Genomic DNA, 21,405 nt, shown 5'->3' with positions numbered 1-21,405 from the left:
CACCTCTTGGTCAGGAATGGCCGTCGATGGTCACGGAACCACCACAGGGGCGGGTCACGGCAGGGCGCGGAGCAGGGCTTCCAGGGTGCCCGTCCAGGCGTGGTCGGGCGGGGTCGCGTAGCCGACCACCAGGGCGTCCCCGGCGGGGTCGGTCGCGTCGGGATGCCGGAAACGCTCCAGGCCCTTGACCGCGAGCCCCTGCCAGGTGGCCGCCTGTTCGACCGACCGCTCGGTGCCGGGCGGCAGCCGCAGGACCGCGTGCAGACCGGCCGCGACTCCGGTGACGCGGATGTGCGGGGCCCGTTCGGCGAGGGCCCGGACCAGGGCGTCGCGGCGCCGGCGGTAGCGCAGGCGGGCGGCGCGGACCTGCCGGTCGTAGGCGCCGGAGGTGAGGAACTCGGCGAGGGTGAGCTGGTCCACCACGCCGACGGATCGGCCGCCGCCGTGGGTGAGGACGTCCGGCAGCAGCCAGGGCGGCACCACCATCCAGCCGAGCCGCAGGCCGGGGGCGAGGGACTTGCTGGCGGTGCCGAGATACACCACTCGGCCGGGGTCCAGGTCCTGGAGTGCGCCGACGGGCTGGCGGTCGTAGCGGAACTCGCCGTCGTAGTCGTCCTCCAGGATCAGGCCGCCGGTGCGGCGCGCCCACTCGACCACGGCGGCCCGGCGCTCGGGGCGCAGCGCACCGCCGAGCGGGAACTGGTGCGCCGGGCTGAGCAGCACCGCGTCGGCGTCGCCTGGGTCCTGGACGCGGGTGCCGAGGGCGTCCCGGGCGAGCGGGACGGTCTTCAGGCCGGCACGGGCGGCGAGGTCCCAGTGGACGTCCAGGCCGTAGGACTCCACGGCGAGGGTGCGGGCGCCGCGGGCCCGCAGCACCTCGCTCAGCAGTTGGAGGCCGTGCGCGAAGCCGGAGCAGACCACCACGTGCTCCGGGTCGGCGCGCACGCCCCGGACCCGGGCGAGGTAGCCGGCGAGGGCCTCGCGCAGTTCCGGACGGCCGCGCGGGTCGCCGTACCCGAAGGCGTCGTGGGGTGCGGCGGCGAGGGCGCGGCGGGTGGCCCTGACCCATTCGGTGCGGGGGAAGGAGGCGAGGTCGGGGACGCCGGGGGTCAGGCTGTAAGGGAGCCGGCCGGGGGTGCGGCGGGGCGCGGGGGCCGGGGTCCGCGGGCCGGCGGCGGGACGCGCGGCGACCCGGGTGCCGGATCCTTGGCGGGCGGTGAGCCAGCCCTCGGCGACCAGGTCGGCGTAGGCGTCGGCGACGGTGTTGCGGGCGATGCCCAGGTCTGCGGCGAGGGAGCGGGAGGACGGCAGCCGGGTGTCCGGGGCGAGCCGGCCGCCGCGGACCGCTTCGCGCAGGGCGTCGGTCAGGCCGCGCCGCAGTCCGGGCCCGGCCGGGTCGAGGTGCAGGTCGATGCCGAAAGTGGCCCAGCGTTCCGCCATGGAACTGGACCATACTCCTGGGCTTCCTCGCTCCTAGGGTCGACGGCATGACGAACACCGACACGACCGGGACGGCTCCGTACGCGGCCGAGGAACCCGCCCGTCTGGAGTGGCCGAAGCACGCCCCCGAGGTCTACAAGGCGATGGTCCGGCTGGACGTCGCGGCCCGCAAGGGACTGGACCCGAAGCTGGCCGAGCTGGTCAAGGTCCGCGCCTCGCAGCTCAACCACTGCGCCTTCTGCCTGGACATGCACACCAAGGACGCCCTCGCGGCGGGCGAGAGCGTCGAGCGGATCATCCAGCTGTCCGCGTGGGAGGAGTCGCGGCACTTCTACACGGAGAAGGAGCTGGCCGCGATCGAGCTGACCGACGCGGTCACCGTCCTCACCGACGGCTTCGTGCCCGACGAGGTGTACCAGCGGGCCGCCAAGCAGTTCGACGAGGCGGAGCTGTCCCAGCTGATCGCCGCCATCGCGGTGATCAACGCATGGAACCGGTTCGGCGTGACCTGCCGGATGACTCCGGGCCACTACCAGCCGGGACAGCACCACTAGACGCTCAGGGCAGCCACTTCTCCCACACGGAGCGGTGGCCGTCCACCCACTTCTCCGCCGCCTCCTGCGGCGACAGCTTCTGCTCGGCGATCATCAGGGAGACCTCGTTCTGGTCCTCGGTCGTCCACCGGAAGTTCCTGAGCAGCTCGGCCGCCTTCCCGCCGCCCCGCGCGAAGTCCGCGTTGAGGTACTTCTGCAGCGGGGTGTGCGGGTAGGCGCAGGCGACCTCGTCCGGTTCCGCGTCGCAGCCCTCCTCGTACGGCGGCAGCTTCACCTCCGTCATCGGCACCTGCTCGGACAGCCACTGCGGGGTGTACCAGTAGGTGAGGAAGGGCTTCTTCTCCTTGGCGAACTGCTGGATCTGGGTGATCTGCGCCGCCTCGGAGCCGGCGAACACCACCCGGTAGTCCAGCTTCAGGTTCTTCACCAGCGCCTTGTCGTTGGTGACGTAGGACGGCGAGCCGTCAAGGAGCTGGCCCTTGCCGCCGCTCTCCGGGGTCCGGAACTCACCGGCGTACTTGTTCAGGTTCTTCCAGTCGGTGACGTCCGGGTGCTCCTTCGCGAAGTACGTCGGCACGAACCAGCCGATGTGCCCGGTGACGCCGAGGTCGCCCCCGGCCACGATGGTCTTCTTGTCCTCGACGTACCGCTGCTCCTGGTCGGGGTGGCCCCAGTCCTCCAGGATCGCGTCGACCCGGCCCTGGCTGAGGGCGTCCCAGGCGGGCACCTCGTCGACCTGGACGGTGTCCACGCGGTAGCCGAGCTCGTGCTCCAGCAGGTACTGGGCGACGGCCACGTTGGCCTGGGCACCGACCCAGGACTGCACCGACAGGGTGACCGTCCTGGCCCCCCGCGCGTTGGCGAACGGCGAGGCCTGCTTGGTCATGTCGGCGGCACCGCACCCGGTCAGCAGCAGGAGCGCGGAGCCCGCCGCCACCGCGGGGATCGTACGGAATCGCATGTCACGCTCCCTTCTTCGCGCGGCGTTCGGTGGGCTGGGTCACCCGGTCGAGCATCAGGCCCAGGCAGACGATCGCGGCGCCGGCCACCAGACCGGTCGCCAGGTCGCCCTGGGCGAGACCGAAGACGACGTCGTAACCGAGCGCGCCGCCGCCGACCAGGCCGCCGATGATGACCACGGCGAGGACCAGGACCACGCCCTGGTTGACGGCGAGCAGCAGGGCCGGGCGGGCCAGCGGGAACTGCACCTGCCGCAGTTGCTGGGCACCGGTCGCGCCGAGCGAGCGCGCCGACTCCAGGGCGGCCGGGTCGACCTGGCGCAGGCCCTGGGCGGTGATGCGGACGACGGCGGGCAGCGCGTAGACGACCGCCGCGGCGACGGCCGGCGCGCGGCCCACCCCGAACAGGGCGACCACCGGGATCAGGTACACGAACTGCGGCATGGTCTGGAAGACGTCCAGCACCGGGCGCAGCAGCCGCTCGACCCGGTCGCTGCGGGCGGCGGCCACCCCTGCGGCGAAGCCGATGACGAGGGTCACGGCGACGGCGGCGAGGACCTGGGACAGCGTGTCGAGCGACGGCTGCCACACGCCGAGCACCCCGATGGCGGCCATGGCGAGCACGGCGGTGAGCGTGGTGCGCCAGGTGCCGATCAGCCAGGCCAGGGCGGCCACGATCAGCAGCACACCCCACCAGGGCAGCCACTGCAGCCCGTCGCGGAGCGGGTCGAGCACCCAGGTGGTGAAGCGGCCGGCCCAGTCGGCGGTGCCACCGACCACGGGCACCCCCGAGTACAGGTGCGCGGTCATCCAGTCGACGGCCCGGTTGACGGGTTCCGCGAGGCCGACGACCCAGCTCTCGGGCCACTCCAGCCGGCCCGCGAGGCGTCCGGCGACCGCGACGACGACCGCGCCGGCCAGGGCGTACGCCCCGAGCAGACGGGCGTTCGGGGCGGGCGCGTCCCCGAGCCGGGCGCCGGCCGCGCCGGTGACCCGGTCGAGGACGACGGCCAGCAGCACGATCGGGATGCCGGCGGCGAGCGCGGCCCCCACGTCGACGGAGGCCAGCGCCTGGTAGACGCGGTCGCCCAGGCCGCCTGCGCCGATCACCGAGGCGATCACGGCCATGGACAGCGCCATCATGATCGTCTGGTTGAGGCCGAGCAGCAGTTCCTTGCGGGCCAGCGGGATACGGGCGGTCAGCAGGCGCTGGCGGGCGGTCGTCCCGAACGACTCGACCGCCTCCAGCACCTCCTTGTCCGCGCCGCGCAGCCCGAGCGCGGTGAGCCGGGCCATCGGCGGGGCGGCGTAGACGACCGTGGCCAGGACGGCCGCGGGGACGCCGATGCCGAAGACCAGCACCACGGGGAGCAGGTAGGCGAAGGCCGGCAGGACCTGCATGGTGTCGAGGACCGGGCGCAGGCCCCGGTACATGCGGTCGGACAGCCCGGCGGCCAGCCCGAGCAGCACCCCGACCAGGACGGACGCGGCGACCGCGACCACCATGAGGGCGAGCGTCTGCATGGTGGGCACCCACATGCCCAGCAGCCCGCAGGCGAGGAACGCGGCGGCGGTCCCGAGCGCCTGCCGGATCCCCGCAACGCGCCAGGCGGTCAGCGCGGCCACGGCCGTCACTCCCGCCCAGCCGACGGCGAGGAGGGCGAGGTAGACGGCGCGTACGGCGATGACGACGACGTTGCTGATGTGTCCGAGGAAGTGGAGGAAGAGGGGGTGGGAGTCCCGGTTGTCGACGATCCAGTCGCTGGCGCTGCCGAGCGGCCCCGAGAGGTCGACGGTGAGTGCGTCCGGCCAGGCCCCGCTCCCCCAGCGACCCGCGGCGAGGGGGACCAGCACGGCCGCGACGACGGCGAGCGCGGCCAGCTTGCGGACGGCGGGGCGGCGGAGCACGCCCGGCGGTGCGGTGTTCGGCGTGGCAGCGGTGAGCGTCGCCATCACACGGGCTCCTCACCGGCGGCGGCAGCGGGCGGCGCGGCCGGCTCACCCCGCTGAGCGGGCACCTCACGGGAGTCCGGGGCCTGTGCGGCACCCGGCGCGTGACCGGTACCCGGCGCGGCGGAGGCGTCCGCCGCCTCGCGTGACGTGCGGCCGGGGGTGGCCACGTCGCCGGCGACCACGTTCAGCAGGGCCCGCGCGTCGACCACGCCGACGCACCGGCCGGCGTCCAGGACGCGGGCGGAGGTGCCGGCCCGGGACACCGCCTCGATGGCTTCGGAGACCGTGGCGTCGGGGCGGATCGCCGGGCCGGTGTCCGCCTCCGCCGCCGAGGAGGCGGGGCGCATGGCCGTACGGACGGTCAGCACCTGCTCGCGGGGGACGTCCCGGACGAAGGCGCGCACGTAGTCGTCGGCGGGCAAGCCCACGATCTCCTCGGGCGTGCCGAGCTGGACCACGCGTCCGTCGCGCATCAGGGCGATGCGGTCACCCAGCTTGAGGGCCTCCTGGAGGTCGTGGGTGATGAAGACCATCGTGCGGCCCTCGTCGCGGTGCAGCCGCACCACCTCCTCCTGCATGTCGCGCCGGATCAGCGGGTCGAGCGCGCTGAACGGCTCGTCGAACAGCAGGACCTCGGGGTCGACGGCGAGGGCGCGGGCCAGCCCCACCCGCTGCCGCTGGCCGCCGGAGAGCTGGGCGGGTCTGCGCTGCTCCATGCCCTCCAGGCCGACCTTGGCGACGACGTCGGCGGCCTTCGCGCGCCGCTCGGACCGGCCCATGCCCTGGATCTCGAGGCCGTAGGCGACGTTGTCGAGGACGGTGCGGTGCGGCAGCAGGCCGAAGTGCTGGAAGACCATGGCGGCGCGGTGCCGGCGCAGCGCGCGCAGTCCGGCCTTGTCCATGGCGCGGACGTCCTCGCCGTCGATGACGATGCGGCCCGCGGTCGGCTCGATCAGCCGGGTGAGGCAGCGGACCAGCGTGGACTTGCCCGATCCGGACAGGCCCATGACGACGAAGACCTCGCCCTTGCGGACGTCGAAGGAGACGTCGCGGACGGCGGCCGTGCAGCCGGTGCGGGCGCGCAGCCCGGCCGGGTCGAGGGCGGCGAGCTCGGGGTCGCCGGGGACCCGGTCGGCCTTGGGGCCGAACACCTTCCACAGCCCGTCGACGGAGAAGACGGGGGCGGCGGCGTCGGACGCGGGGGCGGCGGGGGCGCTCGCGGTCATCGGGCGTCACCGCCGATCAGCTCGACGGCGCGCTCGCCGACCATCAGCACACCGATCATCGGGTTGACGGCGGTCATGGTCGGGAAGACGGAGGCGTCCGCGATCCGGATGCCCTGCAGTCCCCTGATCCGCAGCTCGGGGTCGACCACGGCCAGGTCGTCGTCGGCGGCGCCCATCCTGCAGGTGCCGGCCGGGTGGTAGACGGTGTGCGCGACCTTGCGGGCGTACTCGCCGAGTTCCTCGTCGCCGGTGACGTCCGGGCCGGGGGCCACCTCGCGCTTGAGCCAGTGGGCGAGCGGCTCGGTCTTCGCGATCTCGCGGGCGATGCGGATGCCGTCCACCAGGGTGCGGCCGTCGTAGTCGTCCTCGTCGGTGAAGTAACGGAAGTCCAGGGCCGGCTTGACGTCGGGGTCGGCGCTGGTGAGGTACAGCCGTCCGCGGCTCTTCGGCTTGGGGATGTTCGGGGTCATCGAGACGCCGAACTCCGGCCGCTCGTAACCCAGTCGCTCCGGGTTGTCGGTGAACGGGACCTGGTAGAAGTGGAACATCAGGTCGGGGCCCGCGTGTTCGGGGTCGCGGCGCACGAACAGCCCGGCGTCGGAGTCCATCGCGGAATTCTCCGGGAGGGGTCCGTCCGTCTCCCAGACGATCACCGACTCGGGGTGGTCGAGCAGGTTCTCGCCGACACCGGGCAGGGGGTGCGCCACGGGTATGCCGAGCGCCTCCAGGTCGGCCCGGGGACCGATGCCGGAGTGCAGCAGCAGGCGCGGCGAGTCGACGGCGCCCGCGCAGAGCACCACCTCGTTGCGGGCGCGCACCAGCACCTCCTCGCCGTCCTTGGTGCGCACGTGCACCCCTTCGGCGCGGGTGCCGTTCAGCTCCAGCCGGTACGCCCAGGTCTCCAGCCAGAGCGTCAGGTTGGGCCGCTCGTCCATCACCGGGTGCAGATACGCCACCGACGCCGAGGAGCGCTTGTTGTTCTCGGGGTGGTAGGCCAGGTCGAAGAAGCCGACGCCCTCGGTGAACGGCTTCTTGTTGAAGCTCTCGACGCGGGGCACCTCGAGGGCCGTCCGCGCGGCGTCGACGAAGTCCCGGGCGATGGCGTTCCGGTCCTTCTCGTCGACCGGGACGATGTTGTTCTTCAGGCGCGCGTAGTACGCCTCCATCTGCACGGCGCCCCAGCCCTTGGCGCCGGCCCGCTCCCACTCGTCCCAGTCGGACGGCAGCGGCTTGAAGGCGATCAGGGTGTTGTGCGACGAGCAGCCGCCGAGGACGCGGGCGCGGCTGTGCCGGATGTGCGAGTTGCCGCGTGGCTGCTCGGTGGTGGGGTAGTCGTAGTCCAGTTCACCGCCGAGCAGGCCCATCCAGCGGCGCAGCGTCAGCACGTCGTCGCGGCCGACGTCGCTGGGGCCGCCCTCGATGACGGCGACGGTGACGTCCGGGTTCTCGGTGAGGCGGGAGGCGATGACGGAACCCGCGGTCCCGCCGCCTATGACGACGTAGTCGTAGACAGGTGTGTTCATGGAGGTACTCCAGGACATGAGGCGCCCCGAAGGGGCGCGGGGAACTGCGCGATCAGCCCCCACGGCGCCGCGCCCGCCCACGAGGCGACGCGGCACCGCCGGGACGCGGCGGCCTCAGCCGCGGAACCACCGAACCGGCGCCGGCGCCAGGTTCTGGTACACGTGCTTCGTCTCGCGGTACTCCGCCAGCCCGGCAGGGCCGAGCTCGCGGCCCGTGCCGCTCCTGCCGAAGCCGCCCCACTCCGCCTGCGGGAGGTAGGGGTGGAAGTCGTTGATCCACACGGTGCCGTGACGCAGCCGTCCGGCCACCCGCCGGGCGCGGCCCGGGTCGGCGGTCCATACGCCGCCGGCCAGCCCGTACTCGGTGTCGTTGGCGAGGGTGACGGCCTCGTCCTCGGTGCGGAAGGTCTCGACGGTGAGGACCGGCCCGAAGACCTCCTCGCGCACCACACGCATCTCGCGGTGGCAGCGGTCGAGGACGGTCGGCTCGTAGAAGTAGCCGGCGGCGGGGCGTTCGGGGGACGGCTCGGGACGCTTGCCGCCGCAGCGCAGCACCGCGCCCTCCTTGAGGGCGGACTCGACGTAGGCCTCGACCTTGTCGCGCTGCTGCGCGGAGACCAGCGGCCCGCACTCGACGCCGTCCTCGGTGCCCCGGCCGAGCCGGATCCGCTCGGCGCGGCGGGCGAGTTCGGCGACGAACCGGTCGCGCACGGACTCCTCGACGATGAGCCGCGCGCCCGCCGAGCACACCTGGCCGCTGTGGATGAAGGCCGCGTTGAGGGCCTGGTCGACGGCGGTGTCGAAGCCCTCCTCGGTGGCGCAGGCGTCGGCGAAGACCACGTTGGGGTTCTTGCCGCCGAGTTCCAGGGCCACCTTCTTCACGGAGGGGGCGGCGGCCTGGGCGACCTTGGTGCCGCTGACCAGGCCGCCGGTGAAGGAGACCAGGTCGACGTCCGGGTGCTCGGCCAGCCGGGCGCCGACGGTGTGCCCGGGGCCGGTGACGATGTTGGCGACGCCGGCGGGCAGTCCCGCCTCGGCCAGCAGGCCGATCAGGGCGACGGTGGTCAGCGGGGTGATCTCGCTGGGCTTCACGACGAAGGTGTTGCCCGCCGCGAGGGCCGGGGCTATCTTCCAACTCGCTTGCAGCAGAGGGTAGTTCCACGGTGTGATGAGCGCGCAGACCCCGACCGGCTCGTGCACCACGACGCTGTGCACGTCGGGTGAGCCGGCGTCGACCACCCGGCCGGGCGCCTCGGCGGCGACGAGGTCGGCGAAGTAACGGAAGGCGTCGGCGACGCAGTCGATGTCGACGCGCCCCTCCTCGACGGTCTTGCCCGCGTCCCGGCTCTCCAGCAGGCCCAGTTCCTCCCGGTCCCGTGCGAGGAATTCGGCCACGCGGCGCAGCAGCGCGGCCCGCTCGGCGACGGGGGTGTGCGGCCACGGGCCCTCGTCGAAGGCGCGGCGCGCGGCGGCCACCGCGAGGTCGGTGTCCTTCTCGTCCCCCTCGGCGACCAGGGCGAACGGCCGGGCGTCCGCCGGGTCGAGGATCTCCCGGGTGGCCCCGGAGACGGCGGCCCGCCACTCGCCTCCCGCGTGGATGGTGTCGCGCGCTCGAAGTTCTGTGCTGTCCGCCATGATCGGTTACTGCCTTCCGTTCCTGTTCAGCACCCGGGGGTCACATGGGTGCTACCCGGGACCGGGTGCTCCTGCCCATGGGGCCCGGATGCATGCGAGATCCGCGGCCGGAAGTGCGCCTCGTCACGGGCGGGTGGGGCGGAATGGGAGGAAGGGCGCGGGGACGGCGATCACGGGCGCGGAGTCGTACGCGGGACGACCGGAGGGCGCGCCGGATCACTCCGGGGCGCAGGTCGTGGACGGCGGGCAGAAGTGCGCGAGGGCCGTCAGCGCCAGGTCCAGTTCGGGATCGATGCCGTCGGTGGCCGCCCCGTACGCGGCGATCGCGTACACCTTGCCGTCCCCGGGGGCGCGGAAGCGCACGTCCTGGATGTGCCAGCTGCCCACCTCGGGTTCGCCGCGCAGGGAGTCGGCCCGGTACTCCAGCCGCATCCCGGACGTCTCCCCCGTCTCGACGGGCACCAGGGCGACCTTCTCGAAGCCGTCCGCCTTCGGCGTGGCGTCCGACAGGAACACCTGGAAGGACTCATCCGGCGAGGACTCCGCGATCTCGTACACCTGGAGCCGGCGGAACCCGTCGGGGGCGCGGTAGTTGACGACGTCCATGCCGTGCTGGGACGTCACGCTCTCCCGCTCCCAGCCCGTCGGGCGGGCGATGGTGAAGCCCTCGGGGTCCTCGTGGAGCTCGTAGCCCTCGGGGAGTTCAGGCGTCCCGCCGGACGGGGACGCGAGGGGGTCGGACGACGGGTCCGCGCCGCTGGTGCCCACGTCCGTCGGACCGGGCGCCTCCTCGTCGGACGGCGGCGGTGCCTGGGTGTCCACCACGCCGCCGGCCCGGTCGCCCGGGCGGCCGTCCGTGCCGTCGTCCCCGAGGACCGACGTCAGGACCAGTGCCACGGCGACACCGGCCGCGGCGGCGCCGCCCAGCACGCCCCACACCAGCCGGCGGCCGGCGAGGGGCCGGGCGGCGGGGCGTGGCGGCTCCGGCAGGGACCAGTTCCCGACGGGAGGCGGGGGCAGTGTTCCCGTCGGCGCGTCCGGGTCCGTCACGCCGCCCGGGCTCACGCCGGGAGCGGGCGGGAGGAACTCCGGTCGGGGCGGGGGCGGCGGCGTGGCCGGGGCGGTGGCGCCGGCGCCGTCCTCCCAGCGCTGGGTTTCCTCGTTCCAGTACCGCTGTCCCCCGGTCATGGCGTCCCTCTCACATTCCCAGCAGCCCGGCGACGGTCCCGGCCGACGCGAACAGGGTGAGGATGCTCTGGGCGTCCGCGAGCCCCTCCCGCAGCCGCCGTATACGGCCCTCGCCGGCCGTACCGGTCCGGGTGATCTCCTCCTCGGTCTCGGCGAGGGTCGCGTCCAGGCGCGCGGCCTGCTCGTTCTCCCTCAGCCGGGCGAGGTCGCCGCGCAGTTCACGCACGGCCGCCAGGAGCTGCTCGGCGGTCTCGTCGCGTGCCGGCGCGGTGGTGTTGCGGGTCTCCGCACGGGCGTTCGCGCCGAACGCGAAGGCGGAGTTGTCGGCGCGGCCGATGCTGACGTTGGGCTCGTCGGGTGCCATGGCTAGTCGGATCCCCTCTGCGGCGCGGAGCCGCCCCTGGTCTGGGCGCGCGCGTGGTCTCCGAAGGCGAACGAGGAGTTGTCGGCCCGCCCGATGTGCACCGCGCCGTTGCTGATGTTGACGATCTTCTGGACGAACTCACCGGTCTCGTAGCCCGCTTCGCCCAGGGCCAGCCGCACCCCGCGGCTGATGCGGTCCTGGACGCTGCGCAGATACCGGGCGACGTCCATCTGCTGGAAGGTGGACCCGGTGCGGACCGCGGCCAGTTCCCGCACCGACAGGGCGGGACCCTCGGGCAGCGCCTGCGCGTGGCCGCCGGTCAGCAGCCGCCACGCGTAGGGCACGCCCCGGCCGAGGGTGAACAGCGCGTCGCCGACGGAGCGGGGCACCCGGACGGCCGCGCCGGCGATCCGGCCCGTCCGGTTCTCCTGGAACCCCTGCCAGGTGCGGTCGGCGTCCTTGAAGTCCAGGCGGATCGGGGTGAGTACGTGCGGGGCGACCTCCAGCATCAGCATCCGGCCCTGGGTGTGGAGGCGGACGAAGACGGTGACGACCAGCTCCTCCTCCCAGCCGCCGACGCGGATGCGCAGGAAGTGCCGGCGCTTCTCGCCGCCCTCCTCGACAGCTCGGGCACGGTGCTGCTCGAACTCCGCGTCCCCGTACGGCGCCTCGTCGCGGCGGCGCAACCCCTCGACGGGAAGGAACACGCACTCGTCGATCTCCAGGCGGCGCAGCCGGTCCCGGACGCCGGGGCCCGCGTGCTCGGAGGGCACCCGCAGCTGCTCCAGCAGGGGCCGGATCCGGTCGAGGATCGCCCGGTTGCTGAGCGGCTGCTGCTCCTTCTCCTCGTCGGGCCGCAGTTCGACGGCGAGCACCCAGGTGTCGTACGCCGTGCCCGCCCCGTTGAACGGGCGCGCCTCCCGGTACATGACGAGCGGGGCGTGCTGTTCGGTCCGGATGCGGTGCGTCAGCCGCCGGAACCGCTCCCCGGGGGCCTGCTCGGCGAGGTCGCCGGTGGCGTCGGGGAAGCGGGCCGGGGAGAGTTCCACCGAGAGGACGCGGGCGAACTGGTCGCGCCGGGCCGCCACGCACAGGCCGATGAGGACGAGCACGCCGATCCCGAACCAGGCCTGCCACGGCCGGACGCCCGCCGTGATGCCGTCGGTGACCGGACCCAGCACATCGCCGCCGCCGGAGTCGTAGGAGGAGTACCCCACCTCGCCGTCCCGCCCGCCGCCGAACGCGGCGGAGCCCAGGATGAACAGGAACCACACGGTCGCGGCGCGGCCGGCCCAGCGGAGCACCGACGCGACGGTCCCGTCCGACAGGGACGCGGAGGCGAGCAGCAGGCCGGGGATCAGGAGCCAGGCGAGCAGACCCCCGCTGACCGGCGTGCCCACCACCCACAGGCCGAGGATCGCCGCCGCCCACTGCGCCTCCAGGCGCCGGGCGCGCAGCGCGTGGGCGAGGACCCGGGCGGCGTCGAAGCCGAGTGAGGGCGCCACGACCCGCTGCTCGTTGAGGTAGAGCTCCTCGATGACACAGTTGCGGTACTCGGGATTCACGTAGGTCCCCACGCACAGCAGCCTCGACGCCTCGCTGGCGTACGGGGGCACGGGCGGCAGGCCGGCCGGCGTCCCGTCCGTGCGCTGTGGCTGCTGCGGCACATGGGCAGTGCTCACGCGGATCCCCCGATACGCGAATGATCGACACCGTCACGAGAAGTGACGGGGCATCAGCATAGGGGAAGGGCGGGCCCGGGCGGACCGGTTCGCCGGGAGTTGCGGCGGGGCCCTCAGTGACTCGGGGCCCCGCACCGGTCGAATCGGTACGGGGCCCCGAGAAGGGTGGAGGAGGCGGGGATCAGATGAGGCCGAGGCCGCGGACCGCCTCGCGCTCCTCCTCGAGCTCCTTGACGGAGGCGTCGATGCGGGTGCGGGAGAACTCGTTGATCTCCAGGCCCTGGACGATCTCGTACGCGCCGTCCTTGACGGTGACCGGGAAGGAGGAGATGAGGCCCTCGGGGACGCCGTAGGAGCCGTCGGACGGGATGCCCATGGAGACCCAGTCGCCCTCCGGGGTGCCGTTGACCCAGGAGTGAACGTGGTCGATGGCGGCGTTGGCGGCGGAGGCGGCCGACGAGGCGCCACGGGCCTCGATGATGGCGGCGCCGCGCTTGGCGACGGTCGGGATGAAGTCCTCGGCCAGCCACTTCTCGTCGTTCACGACCTCGGCGGCGTTCTTGCCGCCGACCGTGGCGTGGAAGATGTCGGGGTACTGGGTGGCGGAGTGGTTGCCCCAGATGGTGAGCCGCTTGATGTCGGCGACCGTCGAGCCCGTCTTCTTCGCGAGCTGGGTCAGCGCGCGGTTGTGGTCCAGGCGGGTCATCGCGGTGAAGCGCTCGGCCGGCACGTCCGGGGCGGCGGCCTGGGCGATCAGGGCGTTGGTGTTGGCCGGGTTGCCGACGACGAGGACGCGGATGTCGTCCGCGGCGTGGTCGTTGATGGCCTTGCCCTGCGGCTTGAAGATGCCGCCGTTGGCCTCGAGGAGGTCACCGCGCTCCATGCCCTTGGTGCGGGGGCGGGCGCCGACGAGCAGACCGACGTTGGCGCCGTCGAAGGCCACGTTCGGGTCGTCCGTGATGTCGATGCCCTGCAGGAGCGGGAACGCGCAGTCGTCGAGCTCCATGGCGGTGCCCTCGGCGGCCTTGAGCGCCGGGGTGATCTCCAGCAGGCGCAGCTTGACCGGCACGTCCGCGCCGAGCAGCTGGCCGGAGGCGATGCGGAAGAGCAGGGCGTAACCGATCTGGCCGGCCGCGCCGGTGACGGTGACGTTCACGGGAGTGCGGGTCATGGCGTTCTCCGTATGACAGCTGGCGGTGGGGCGGTCCCTGCCCCCTGGTGCGGGATCCCGCTCCGGCTCGTGACCGGCGTCCGCCACGATGATCGATCACCGGTTCGAATGATCGATCTCTTGGCGTCAAGAGAGATCCAGCGGTCAGGCTATCGCGCATCCGAGGGCGCGCACGGCCGGGCTCCCTGTGGCCCGTCCCACAGAGTGACCGTCCGGGCACCGGGTAACCGGCAGCGGCGAAGAGATGGGGAGAGAGGGGGGCGGCCGCACCGTCCGGGAGAGGTGAGGACGGGGCGGCCGCCGCTCGGGACCGACCGTGCCGGAATCCCGTGGGGGTACTTTTCGCGTGCCCGTCCTCCGGCGCACCATTCGCATCACCACGGATCCCTCACATGAAAGGGCCCTTACGGCCCCTGCAAAAGAGGGATCCGGCCACCGCACCGGGGGCCGCCCCCGCTACTCCGTGCAGCCCTTCTCGCCGGTCGCGGCCAGCACCGCGCAGGCCTTGGCCTCGGTGGCGCTGCCGGCCGGCACCATCGGGGTGTACGTGACGGTGTCACCGGCCGCGTCGACGGAGTCGGTCTGCTGGAAGGCACCCGCCGTGATGTCGACCGTGTCGCCCTGCGTGGCCTGGGTGATGCGCCCCCACGCGGCACCGCAGACCTTGCTGTAGCGGACCTCGACGGTGGTGGCGCCGACGGTCGCCGTGCTCGCCGTGGTGACCAGGTCGCCGCTGCATCCCATGACCTCGGCGTCCTTGCCGTCACAGCTCTCGCCGCTGCATTTCACGCCCGGGGGCAGCTTGGCCTCCTTGGTGACGGTGGGCGACGGGGACGCCTGCGCCTTCTTCTTGTCGTCCTCGGTTCCCGTGACGTACAGCGCGGCGGCGACCACCACCAGCGCGCCCAGCGCGCCGACGAGGAACGTCCCCGTCCGCCGACGGCCCGCGGGCCGTCCGGAACCGCCGTCGTGACCGGACGGGTCCACGGGCGGCGGGCCGTAACCGCCGGCCGCGGAGGCCCTGGGGCCGTACGCCCCCGGATGCACGGCGTCCGGCGTGGCGACGCCCCAGGAGTTGCCGCCATGCGTGCCGGTGGCGCCGGCCGCGTCGCGCACGTCGGTGGCGGTGGGCTGCGGCGGCACGCTCGGTGACACACCGGCCGGGCCGGCCACCCCCGGACGCGCCGCGCCCCCGCGCGGACGTCCGCCCCCGCCCGACGGCGGTCCGGCCAGCTCGCTGAGCGCGGCACGCGCCTGCGAGATCCGGATCGCCTCCATGGTCATGTCGTGCCGCATCTCCGAGCGGCTCCAGGCACGCTCGGCGAGCTCCCACATGGTGGTGAGGTGCACCGGGTTGGTCCCGGTGACCTCGGCCAGGGCCACGATCGCGCCCTTCGGCGCGAGCAGCCGCCCGTTCAGATAGCGCTCCCAGGACGTCTTGCTGTAGCCCGTGCGGTCGGCGACGGACGCGACGCCGAGACCGCTGCGGTCCACCAGCCGCCTGAGCTGGCTGGTGAACTCCCTGATCTGCGGATCGAGTTCCTCCGGCAAAGCCTTCCAACGAGGCATTGCTCTCCCCCTCTTCCCCCCGGTTCGTGCTGGTGTTTCGCTCGCGCATGGTGCCCATGGCCACGTCCCGACTGGCTACCCACAGGGATGCCACCGGGCCGGGTCTCAGTTCCCGGGGTGGGGGCGCACGGGAGCAACAGGGCGCGTGCGGCGACGCCGCCCGGTTGCTTGCGCCCCAGTGTCCCACCGGTCGGCCCCCCGCCCGAACGGAACCCCGGAAACCGCGGATGACTCATCGCAAGGCTGTACGGGGATTCCGGGGCGCGTACCGGAACGGTCACTTCCGTGCCACAGCGGCCGGGCAGCCGTTGAACAGGCCGTTCACCGTGCAGGAGTGTGGTGCGCGGCGGCGGCCCGTCCTCTCACGGGGGTGTGGACGGGCCGCCGTCCCGGCTCAGCTGTCGACCGTGAAGTGCAGCATGTCCTGCAGGAAGGGAATCCGCAGCAGCGGATCCGGCTGCACCATCAGCGCCAGCACCACGATCACCAGGCCCAGTCCGCCGTACGTGACGATGTCGGTGAAGCGGGAGCGCACGGCGAGCATCCCGACGTCGGGCACCACCCACCGCAGGACGGCCCCGGCCAGCAGCGCCGCGCCGATCAGCAGCAGCCCGACCCGGAACACGTCCAGCGCGGTCAGCAGCAGCCCGAGGCCCACGGTGAGCAGCACGGCCAGGATCGGCCACTGCCGGGCGGGCGCGGGCGCGTCACCGGGGGCCGCCCGGCCACCGCCCTCGGGGCGCGCGGTGTCCCGGGTGAACAAGGGGAACCGGCGGGTGACCCGCCGCGGCCTGCCCTCGGCGTCGGGTGCGCTGACGGGGTCGCGGACGGTGAGGTCCTCGGCCTCCTCCGGCGCCGCGGGAGCGTCGGAGGTGTCCGGTGCGTTCCGCTCAGCCGACACTGCGCTCCGCCGCCTCGACCACGTTGACCAGCAACTGGGCGCGAGTCATCGGGCCGACGCCGCCGGGGTTCGGCGCGACCCAGCCGGCCACCTCGGCGACGCCCGGGTGGACGTCGCCCACGATCTTGCCCTCGGCGCTGCGGGAGACACCGACGTCGAGGACGGCGGCACCCGGCTTGACGTCCTCCGGCCGGATCAGGTGCGCGCTGCCCGCGGCGGCCACGATGATGTCCGCGCGGCGCAGGTGCGCCGCGAGGTCACGGGTGCCGGTGTGGCACTGGGTCACGGTGGCGTTCTCGCTGCGCCGGGTCAGCAGCAGCGGCATCGGGCGGCCGATGGTGACGCCGCGCCCGACGACCACGACCTCGGCGCCCTTGATCTCCACGCCGTGGCGGCGCAGCAAGGTGATGATGCCGTTGGGCGTGCAGGGCAGCGGGGCCGGCTCGTTGAGGACGAGGCGGCCGAGGTTCATCGGGTGGAGGCCGTCGGCGTCCTTCTCCGGGTCCATCAGCTCGAGGATGCGGTTCTCGTCGATGCCCTTGGGGAGCGGCAGCTGGACGATGTACCCGGTGCAGGCAGGGTCCTCGTTCAGCTCGCGGACGACCGCCTCGATCTCCTCCTGCGTGGCGGTGCCGGGCAGTTCGCGCTGGATGGAGGCGATGCCCACCTGGGCGCAGTCCCGGTGCTTGCCGGCGACGTACTTCTGGCTGCCGGGGTCGTCCCCCACGAGGATCGTGCCGAGGCCGGGCGTGACGCCCTTCTCCTTCAGCGCCGCCACGCGGGCGGTCAGATCGGACTTGATCTCGGCTGCGGTGGCCTTGCCATCGAGAATCTGGGCGGTCATGGCCCCATCCTCGCGGATGACCGGCCCCCGGTTCCAATCCGCCCGCATTCCGGTCCGCCGTGCCGGGCCGTACCGGGCATTCGATCATCATCGGTCTCAATCCGAGCAAGATCGCGATGTTGCACTTGCACAACACATATGTCGTACGGCTGGACAAGGAAAGGAACGGTCAAGAACGATGAGCGCACAGTGCCGCGGGCAGAACCGGGGGGACGGACCGCATCTGTAGTACTTCCTCCGCGCCGTGCCTCGCGTCGTCCCCGCACCAGCAGCGCAACGGAGGAAGAACCGCCATGAGTTACGGCGACCCGAACAACCCCTACGGGGCTCCCCAGGGCCAGCCGCCCGGCTACGGCTACCCCCAGCAGCCGGGCCAGCCCGGTCAGCCCGGCTACGGGTACCCCTCGGCCCCGCCGGTCCAGCCCTACGGCCACCCCGGCGGCCCGGTGATCATGCCCGGCAGCGTCAAGGCCGCCCGCGTCATGCTCTACGTGCTCGGCGGCTTCCAGGCGATCGGCGGCCTCCTGATGGTGCTCGCCAGCAGCTGGTTCGCGGACCAGCTGGAGGAGCTCATCTCCGACGACCCGGCCTTCACCGCGGAGGACGCGGACACCGTGGCGAGCGTCGGCGCGGGCGTCATGATCGTGCTCGGACTGATCGTGCTGGCGTTCGCTGCCTGGGCGATCTTCACGGCTGCCAAGTTCGCCACGGGGCGCGGCGGTGTACGCGTCTCCGCGATCATCTACGCCTCGCTCGTCACGCTGTTCAGCGTGATCAACCTGCTCGGCGCCAACGTGTTCGCGCTGATCAGCCTGATACTCGGCATCCTGATCATCGTGTTCTGCGCCAACAGGAACGGCAGCTACTGGTTCAACCGGCCGCCGCAGTACTGAGCCGTACCGCTCCGCGCGCCCGCCGCCGCACAGGTCACGAGGCCGTGTTCCCGTTCCCGGGGGACACGGCCTCGGCGCGTTCCGGGGGTGCCCCGGCACACCGCCCCGCGCCCCGGGCGCCGGGCGCCGGGCGCCGGGCGCCGGGCGCCGGGACCGCGCCTTTCACGCCGAATCCGCCGTACGCCCGTGTCGCACCCGTTCGGGGGAGGCCCGGCGGCGGGGTGCCGCCCTACCCTGGCCGAGCAGCTGTCAGGCATGGGGGGATGCACCGTGTACAGCCTCATCGTCGTTCCTCCGGCGACCGCGCCGGGGGGTTCCGCAGACCGTGACCGCCTCCGTCTGGCCCCCGGCGAGCGCCTCTCCTTCGGCCGCGCCCCGCGTGGCAACGGCCTGTGCATCGCGCATGACGGGGTTTCCCGCAGAGCCGGTGAGATCACCGCGCAGGGTGCCTACTGGCTGCTGAGCAACCTCAGCCGGGAGCAGACGTACGTGGTGGAGAACCCGGAGGGCGCGGGCGAGCACCTCAAGGTCGGCCCGGGGCGGCTGGACGCGCCGGTGCCGTTCGAGTTCTCGCGGATCGTGCTGCCTGCCTGCGGCGACCTGCTGCCGCTGGAGGTGTGGGCGCCGTGCCACGAACACGTGCGGCCCGACGGCGACGACGACGGCACGGCCACCGCGCCCGCCTTCTCCCTGGACCGCTCCAAGCGCTACTTCGCGGTGCTGGCCGCGCTGTGCGAGCCCCGGCTGCGCGGTGCGCCGCACGCGCCCGTGCCCACGGTCGAGCAGGTGGCGGAGCGGTTGCGCCCGCTGTGGCCGGCCGTGTCCCGCGCCTCGGTGCAGTGGAACATCGACTACCTGGCGGTGAAACTGCGCCTCAAGCCGGGCCCGGAGACCGCGGAACCGGGCCCGCGACTGAACGGCAAGAAGGAGTCGCTGGTCTCGCTGGCGCTCCGTTTCGACCTGGTCCGCGAGGACGACCTGACGGTCCTGGCGGTGCCGCTCCGCCCGCGGTCCCGGTGACCGGGACGTACGCCGTGCCGGTGCCCAAGGGGTACCGGGTGGGCGGGTGGGAGGTGCGCGAGCCGATCGCGACCGGCGCCTTCGGCAGCGTGTACGCCGCCCGCCGCACCGGGGGCGGCGCGGACGGACCGCGGGACGTCGCGCTGAAGTTCCTGCCCACCGGCACCCGCACCCCGCGCCAGCTGCACCACCTGCGCGAACTGGCCGAGCGGGAGGTCGACGTGCTGCGCCGGCTGAGGCAGCCGCGCCTCATCCGGATGTACGAGACGCTCACCGTGGACGACCCCGGCCACCCGGAACTGGACGGCGCCACCGTGCTGGTGCTGGAGAAGGCCGAGGGCTCCCTGTCCGCCCTGCTCGCCGCCACGCCCCGGCCCGACGCCGGTCCCGCGCTGCTCGCCCAGACCTGCGAGGGGCTGGCCCAGCTGCACCGGGCGGGCTGGGTGCACGGCGACCTGAAGCCGGCCAACGTGCTGCTGATGGAGGATGGTTCGGCCCGCCTCGCCGACTTCAACATGGCGGCCGAGCTGGAGGGCACGCACGCCTACACCTCCGCCTTCTCCACCCCCGACTACACCCCGCCCGAGCTGCTGTGGTCCGAGATCGGTGAACGGGGCCGCCGCATCCGCCCGTCCGCCGACGTGTGGGCCTTCGGGGTGCTCGCCCACCTGGTCCTCACCGGCGCGTACCCACTGCCCGGCGCCACCCCGGCGGCCCGCCGCACGGCCGCGGCCGCCTACGCCTCCGGCACCGACGAGCTGCGGCTGTCCCCCGGACTCCCGGACGCCTGGCGGGACGTCGTGCGGGACTGCCTGGCCCGTACACACGAGGAACGCGTCGGGATCGAGGAGCTGCTGCGACGGGTGCGGGAGGCGGCAGGTGCCGGGGGCCCGTCCCGGCTGCCGCGGCTGCTGCCCGTGCGCCGCCGCTCCCGCCGGGTGGTCGCCGTCTCGGCGGCCGCCGTCTCGGCGGCCGCCGCCACCGTGGCCGTGGCGGTCCTCGGGTACGGCCCCGACGGGTGGGCCACGTCCGGCGAGAAGCGCGGCGCGGGCGGGAGCACCGCCGCCACCTACGGCGCCACCGAGCTGCGCACGGACCGGGGCGTGCCGCCCGCCTACCGGCTGCTGATCGTGGAGACCGCGCACGACTGCAGGGTCGCGGACGTCTCCCCACCGCTGATCGCCGCCATGCTGAAGGTCGAGAGCGACTTCGACCCCGGCCTGTCCGACCCGGCCAAGGACGAGTACGGCATCGCCCGCTGGACGCCCAAGGTGCTGCGGTGGTGGATGAACGCGGACGGCACCCCCGGCACCACCGTGCCCGAACCGCCGTTCCCGCCCGCCGAGTCGGTGCCCGCCATGGGCCGCTACCTCTGCTGGATCGCGCCGCGGCTCGACGAGGAGCTCCGGGAGGACCGCCGGGTGCTGATCGCCGCCGCCTACCGCACCTCGTACCGCCGGGTGAACGAGGCGGGCGGCGTCCCCGCGAAGTACCGCGCCTACGCCGACCGGATCGCCCAGTACCTCAAGGAGTACACCCCGCCGGGGCGTTCGTGACCCTCGCAGGTGTGAGGTACCGGGCGGCGCCCTCCCCGGGGGACGGTGTGAGCACACCGCCCCGGCGGTACCACCACCACGTTCATGGGGGAAACAGTGAACACGCTCAAGTCCGCCGCGCTGCTCGTCGCGGCCACCTCCCTGGTCGCCGGCAGCACGGTCGCGGCCACCGCCGCACCCGGCCCGCACGGCACCCGGGTCACCTCGCTGCGGGAGACGGCCGACCGGGTGCTCGCGGGCAGCCCGAAGGTCCTGGAGGCGACCGCCGACGCGGTCCGCTACGACGGCCTGACCGTCACCGCGGTGCCCGAGGGCCAGGTCACCACCAAGGCCCTGGCCTGCGACTACGGGCACCTGTGCATGCTCGTCAAGGACACCAAGTTCGACTTCTACAAGTGCCAGACATGGGAGCTGAGCAACTGGACCGGTGACGGCCCGTTCACCAACAACCAGACGCCGGGCACGGTGGCCCGGTTCTACAACAAGGACGGCAGCGTCCGCTGGACGTCCACGGCCTACCAGGCGGGGACGGCCACCTGGGACCCGATCTGGTCCCTGCGCCCCTGCTGATCCGTCACGCGGGCGGGGCGGGGGGCCCGGGGGCCCCCCCCCCCCCCCCCGGGGGGGGGGGTAATGACCCGAGCCCGGGAAGTTACTTGTCGCGCCCCCCCTCTTAGCCGCCACGCACCCCACCCCCGCGCCGCCCCCACCCCCCCCCCCCCCCGCCCCCCCCCCGCCCCGCCGGCGGCGGGGGGGGGGGCGGGGGCTGTGGGCGCCGCCGGGGGCGGGGTGCCGCCGCGCCCACCCTCCCCCACTCTCGGCTTCGCTCGCGCGGGGGTGGCACGACGGCCCGCGGTTGGCGGAGGGTCGGCCCCTCCGCCCGGCCGCGCGCCCGCGGGTTGGCGGAGCGGGTGCCCCGCCGCCCCG

General features: G+C 73.6%; 18 protein-coding genes. 5 read left to right on the top strand and 13 right to left on the bottom strand.

From position 1 onward, the window contains the following. Positions 1 to 54: 54 nt before the first annotated feature. Positions 55 to 1,440, bottom strand: coding sequence for a PLP-dependent aminotransferase family protein (locus ACIF8S_RS10170; protein ID WP_399998532.1), 1,386 nt, complete (start codon positions 1,438 to 1,440; stop codon positions 55 to 57). Positions 1,441 to 1,487: 47 nt separating this feature from the next. On the opposite strand from ACIF8S_RS10170, the gene ACIF8S_RS10165 reads away from it, so the two are divergent. Next, positions 1,488 to 1,994, top strand: coding sequence for a carboxymuconolactone decarboxylase family protein (locus tag ACIF8S_RS10165; RefSeq protein ID WP_399998531.1), 507 nt, complete (start codon positions 1,488 to 1,490; stop codon positions 1,992 to 1,994). A 4-nt stretch (positions 1,995 to 1,998) separates the two neighbouring features. Here the strand turns inward: ACIF8S_RS10165 and ACIF8S_RS10160 are convergent, their stop codons facing one another. The 12 genes from ACIF8S_RS10160 to ACIF8S_RS10105 all read right to left on the bottom strand — a co-directional run bounded on the left by ACIF8S_RS10160 (position 1,999) and on the right by ACIF8S_RS10105 (position 17,009). Continuing rightward, positions 1,999 to 2,955 (bottom strand): ABC transporter substrate-binding protein, encoded by a 957-nt coding sequence (locus tag ACIF8S_RS10160; protein WP_399998530.1) that lies wholly within the window; start codon positions 2,953 to 2,955, stop codon positions 1,999 to 2,001. 1 nt (position 2,956) lies between these two features. Then, positions 2,957 to 4,906, bottom strand: a complete 1,950-nt coding sequence (locus ACIF8S_RS10155; protein ID WP_399998529.1) for an ABC transporter permease — start codon at positions 4,904 to 4,906, stop codon at positions 2,957 to 2,959. Further along, positions 4,906 to 6,132, bottom strand: a complete 1,227-nt coding sequence (locus ACIF8S_RS10150; protein ID WP_399998528.1) for a glycine betaine/L-proline ABC transporter ATP-binding protein — start codon at positions 6,130 to 6,132, stop codon at positions 4,906 to 4,908. Before ACIF8S_RS10150 ends, ACIF8S_RS10155 begins: the two co-directional genes overlap by 1 nt. Further along, complete coding sequence (locus ACIF8S_RS10145) at positions 6,129 to 7,655, bottom strand: GMC family oxidoreductase (protein WP_399998527.1); 1,527 nt, start codon at positions 7,653 to 7,655, stop codon at positions 6,129 to 6,131. The genes ACIF8S_RS10150 and ACIF8S_RS10145 overlap by 4 nt, the downstream gene beginning before the upstream one ends. 114 nt (positions 7,656 to 7,769) lie before the next feature. Beyond that, positions 7,770 to 9,290, bottom strand: coding sequence for an aldehyde dehydrogenase family protein (locus tag ACIF8S_RS10140; protein WP_399998526.1), 1,521 nt, complete (start codon positions 9,288 to 9,290; stop codon positions 7,770 to 7,772). Positions 9,291 to 9,506: 216 nt separating this feature from the next. Beyond that, a complete protein-coding gene (locus tag ACIF8S_RS10135; protein WP_399998524.1) occupies positions 9,507 to 10,478 on the bottom strand; it encodes a hypothetical protein in 972 nt (323 codons plus the stop codon). A 10-nt stretch (positions 10,479 to 10,488) separates the two neighbouring features. Further along, on the bottom strand, positions 10,489 to 10,842 hold the full coding sequence (locus ACIF8S_RS10130) for a hypothetical protein (RefSeq protein WP_399998522.1): 354 nt from the start codon (positions 10,840 to 10,842) through the stop codon (positions 10,489 to 10,491). A gap of 2 nt (positions 10,843 to 10,844) precedes the next feature. Next, positions 10,845 to 12,524, bottom strand: coding sequence for a hypothetical protein (locus ACIF8S_RS10125; RefSeq protein WP_399998521.1), 1,680 nt, complete (start codon positions 12,522 to 12,524; stop codon positions 10,845 to 10,847). Positions 12,525 to 12,705: 181 nt separating this feature from the next. Further along, the gene (locus tag ACIF8S_RS10120; RefSeq protein WP_349790858.1) at positions 12,706 to 13,695 is read right to left on the bottom strand and encodes a malate dehydrogenase; all 990 of its coding nucleotides are present in this window, start codon (positions 13,693 to 13,695) and stop codon (positions 12,706 to 12,708) included. 456 nt (positions 13,696 to 14,151) lie between these two features. Continuing rightward, on the bottom strand, positions 14,152 to 15,264 hold the full coding sequence (locus ACIF8S_RS10115) for a DUF2690 domain-containing protein (RefSeq protein ID WP_399998520.1): 1,113 nt from the start codon (positions 15,262 to 15,264) through the stop codon (positions 14,152 to 14,154). Between the two features lie 394 nt (positions 15,265 to 15,658). Further along, entirely contained in the window at positions 15,659 to 16,165 is a 507-nt protein-coding gene (locus ACIF8S_RS10110; protein ID WP_399998518.1) for a DUF3017 domain-containing protein, read from the bottom strand. Continuing rightward, entirely contained in the window at positions 16,155 to 17,009 is an 855-nt protein-coding gene (locus tag ACIF8S_RS10105) for a bifunctional methylenetetrahydrofolate dehydrogenase/methenyltetrahydrofolate cyclohydrolase (RefSeq protein ID WP_024883289.1), read from the bottom strand. The genes ACIF8S_RS10110 and ACIF8S_RS10105 overlap by 11 nt, the downstream gene beginning before the upstream one ends. A gap of 293 nt (positions 17,010 to 17,302) precedes the next feature. Between ACIF8S_RS10105 and ACIF8S_RS10100 the strand changes: the two genes are divergently transcribed. The 4 genes from ACIF8S_RS10100 to ACIF8S_RS10085 all read left to right on the top strand — a co-directional run bounded on the left by ACIF8S_RS10100 (position 17,303) and on the right by ACIF8S_RS10085 (position 21,048). Then, on the top strand, positions 17,303 to 17,902 hold the full coding sequence (locus ACIF8S_RS10100; RefSeq protein ID WP_399998517.1) for a hypothetical protein: 600 nt from the start codon (positions 17,303 to 17,305) through the stop codon (positions 17,900 to 17,902). 270 nt (positions 17,903 to 18,172) lie between these two features. Continuing rightward, positions 18,173 to 18,922 (top strand): FHA domain-containing protein, encoded by a 750-nt coding sequence (locus ACIF8S_RS10095; RefSeq protein WP_399998515.1) that lies wholly within the window; start codon positions 18,173 to 18,175, stop codon positions 18,920 to 18,922. Further along, complete coding sequence (locus tag ACIF8S_RS10090; protein WP_399998514.1) at positions 18,919 to 20,478, top strand: protein kinase; 1,560 nt, start codon at positions 18,919 to 18,921, stop codon at positions 20,476 to 20,478. The genes ACIF8S_RS10095 and ACIF8S_RS10090 overlap by 4 nt, the downstream gene beginning before the upstream one ends. Before the next feature lie 84 nt (positions 20,479 to 20,562). Continuing rightward, positions 20,563 to 21,048, top strand: coding sequence for a hypothetical protein (locus ACIF8S_RS10085; protein WP_399998513.1), 486 nt, complete (start codon positions 20,563 to 20,565; stop codon positions 21,046 to 21,048). The last annotated feature ends 357 nt before the right edge of the window (positions 21,049 to 21,405 follow it).

Origin of the sequence: Streptomyces sp. NPDC085937, assembly GCF_044540535.1 — a bacterium.
GTDB lineage: Bacteria > Actinomycetota > Actinomycetes > Streptomycetales > Streptomycetaceae > Streptomyces.
The sequence above is the reverse complement of the archived record's forward strand: the minus strand, read 5'-3'. Positions and strand labels throughout refer to the sequence as shown.

Excerpts from the sequence above, each read along its gene's own strand:
- ACIF8S_RS10170 (WP_399998532.1), bottom strand. The coding sequence starts at position 1,440 with ATGGCGGAACGCTGGGCCACTTTCGGCATCGACCTGCACCTCGACCCG.
- ACIF8S_RS10165 (WP_399998531.1), top strand. The coding sequence starts at position 1,488 with ATGACGAACACCGACACGACCGGGACGGCTCCGTACGCGGCCGAGGAA.
- ACIF8S_RS10160 (WP_399998530.1), bottom strand. The coding sequence starts at position 2,955 with ATGCGATTCCGTACGATCCCCGCGGTGGCGGCGGGCTCCGCGCTCCTG.
- ACIF8S_RS10155 (WP_399998529.1), bottom strand. The coding sequence starts at position 4,906 with ATGGCGACGCTCACCGCTGCCACGCCGAACACCGCACCGCCGGGCGTG.
- ACIF8S_RS10150 (WP_399998528.1), bottom strand. The coding sequence starts at position 6,132 with ATGACCGCGAGCGCCCCCGCCGCCCCCGCGTCCGACGCCGCCGCCCCC.
- ACIF8S_RS10145 (WP_399998527.1), bottom strand. The coding sequence starts at position 7,655 with ATGAACACACCTGTCTACGACTACGTCGTCATAGGCGGCGGGACCGCG.
- ACIF8S_RS10140 (WP_399998526.1), bottom strand. The coding sequence starts at position 9,290 with ATGGCGGACAGCACAGAACTTCGAGCGCGCGACACCATCCACGCGGGA.
- ACIF8S_RS10135 (WP_399998524.1), bottom strand. The coding sequence starts at position 10,478 with ATGACCGGGGGACAGCGGTACTGGAACGAGGAAACCCAGCGCTGGGAG.
- ACIF8S_RS10130 (WP_399998522.1), bottom strand. The coding sequence starts at position 10,842 with ATGGCACCCGACGAGCCCAACGTCAGCATCGGCCGCGCCGACAACTCC.
- ACIF8S_RS10120 (WP_349790858.1), bottom strand. The coding sequence starts at position 13,695 with ATGACCCGCACTCCCGTGAACGTCACCGTCACCGGCGCGGCCGGCCAG.
- ACIF8S_RS10115 (WP_399998520.1), bottom strand. The coding sequence starts at position 15,264 with ATGCCTCGTTGGAAGGCTTTGCCGGAGGAACTCGATCCGCAGATCAGG.
- ACIF8S_RS10105 (WP_024883289.1), bottom strand. The coding sequence starts at position 17,009 with ATGACCGCCCAGATTCTCGATGGCAAGGCCACCGCAGCCGAGATCAAG.
- ACIF8S_RS10100 (WP_399998517.1), top strand. The coding sequence starts at position 17,303 with ATGAGTTACGGCGACCCGAACAACCCCTACGGGGCTCCCCAGGGCCAG.
- ACIF8S_RS10085 (WP_399998513.1), top strand. The coding sequence starts at position 20,563 with ATGGGGGAAACAGTGAACACGCTCAAGTCCGCCGCGCTGCTCGTCGCG.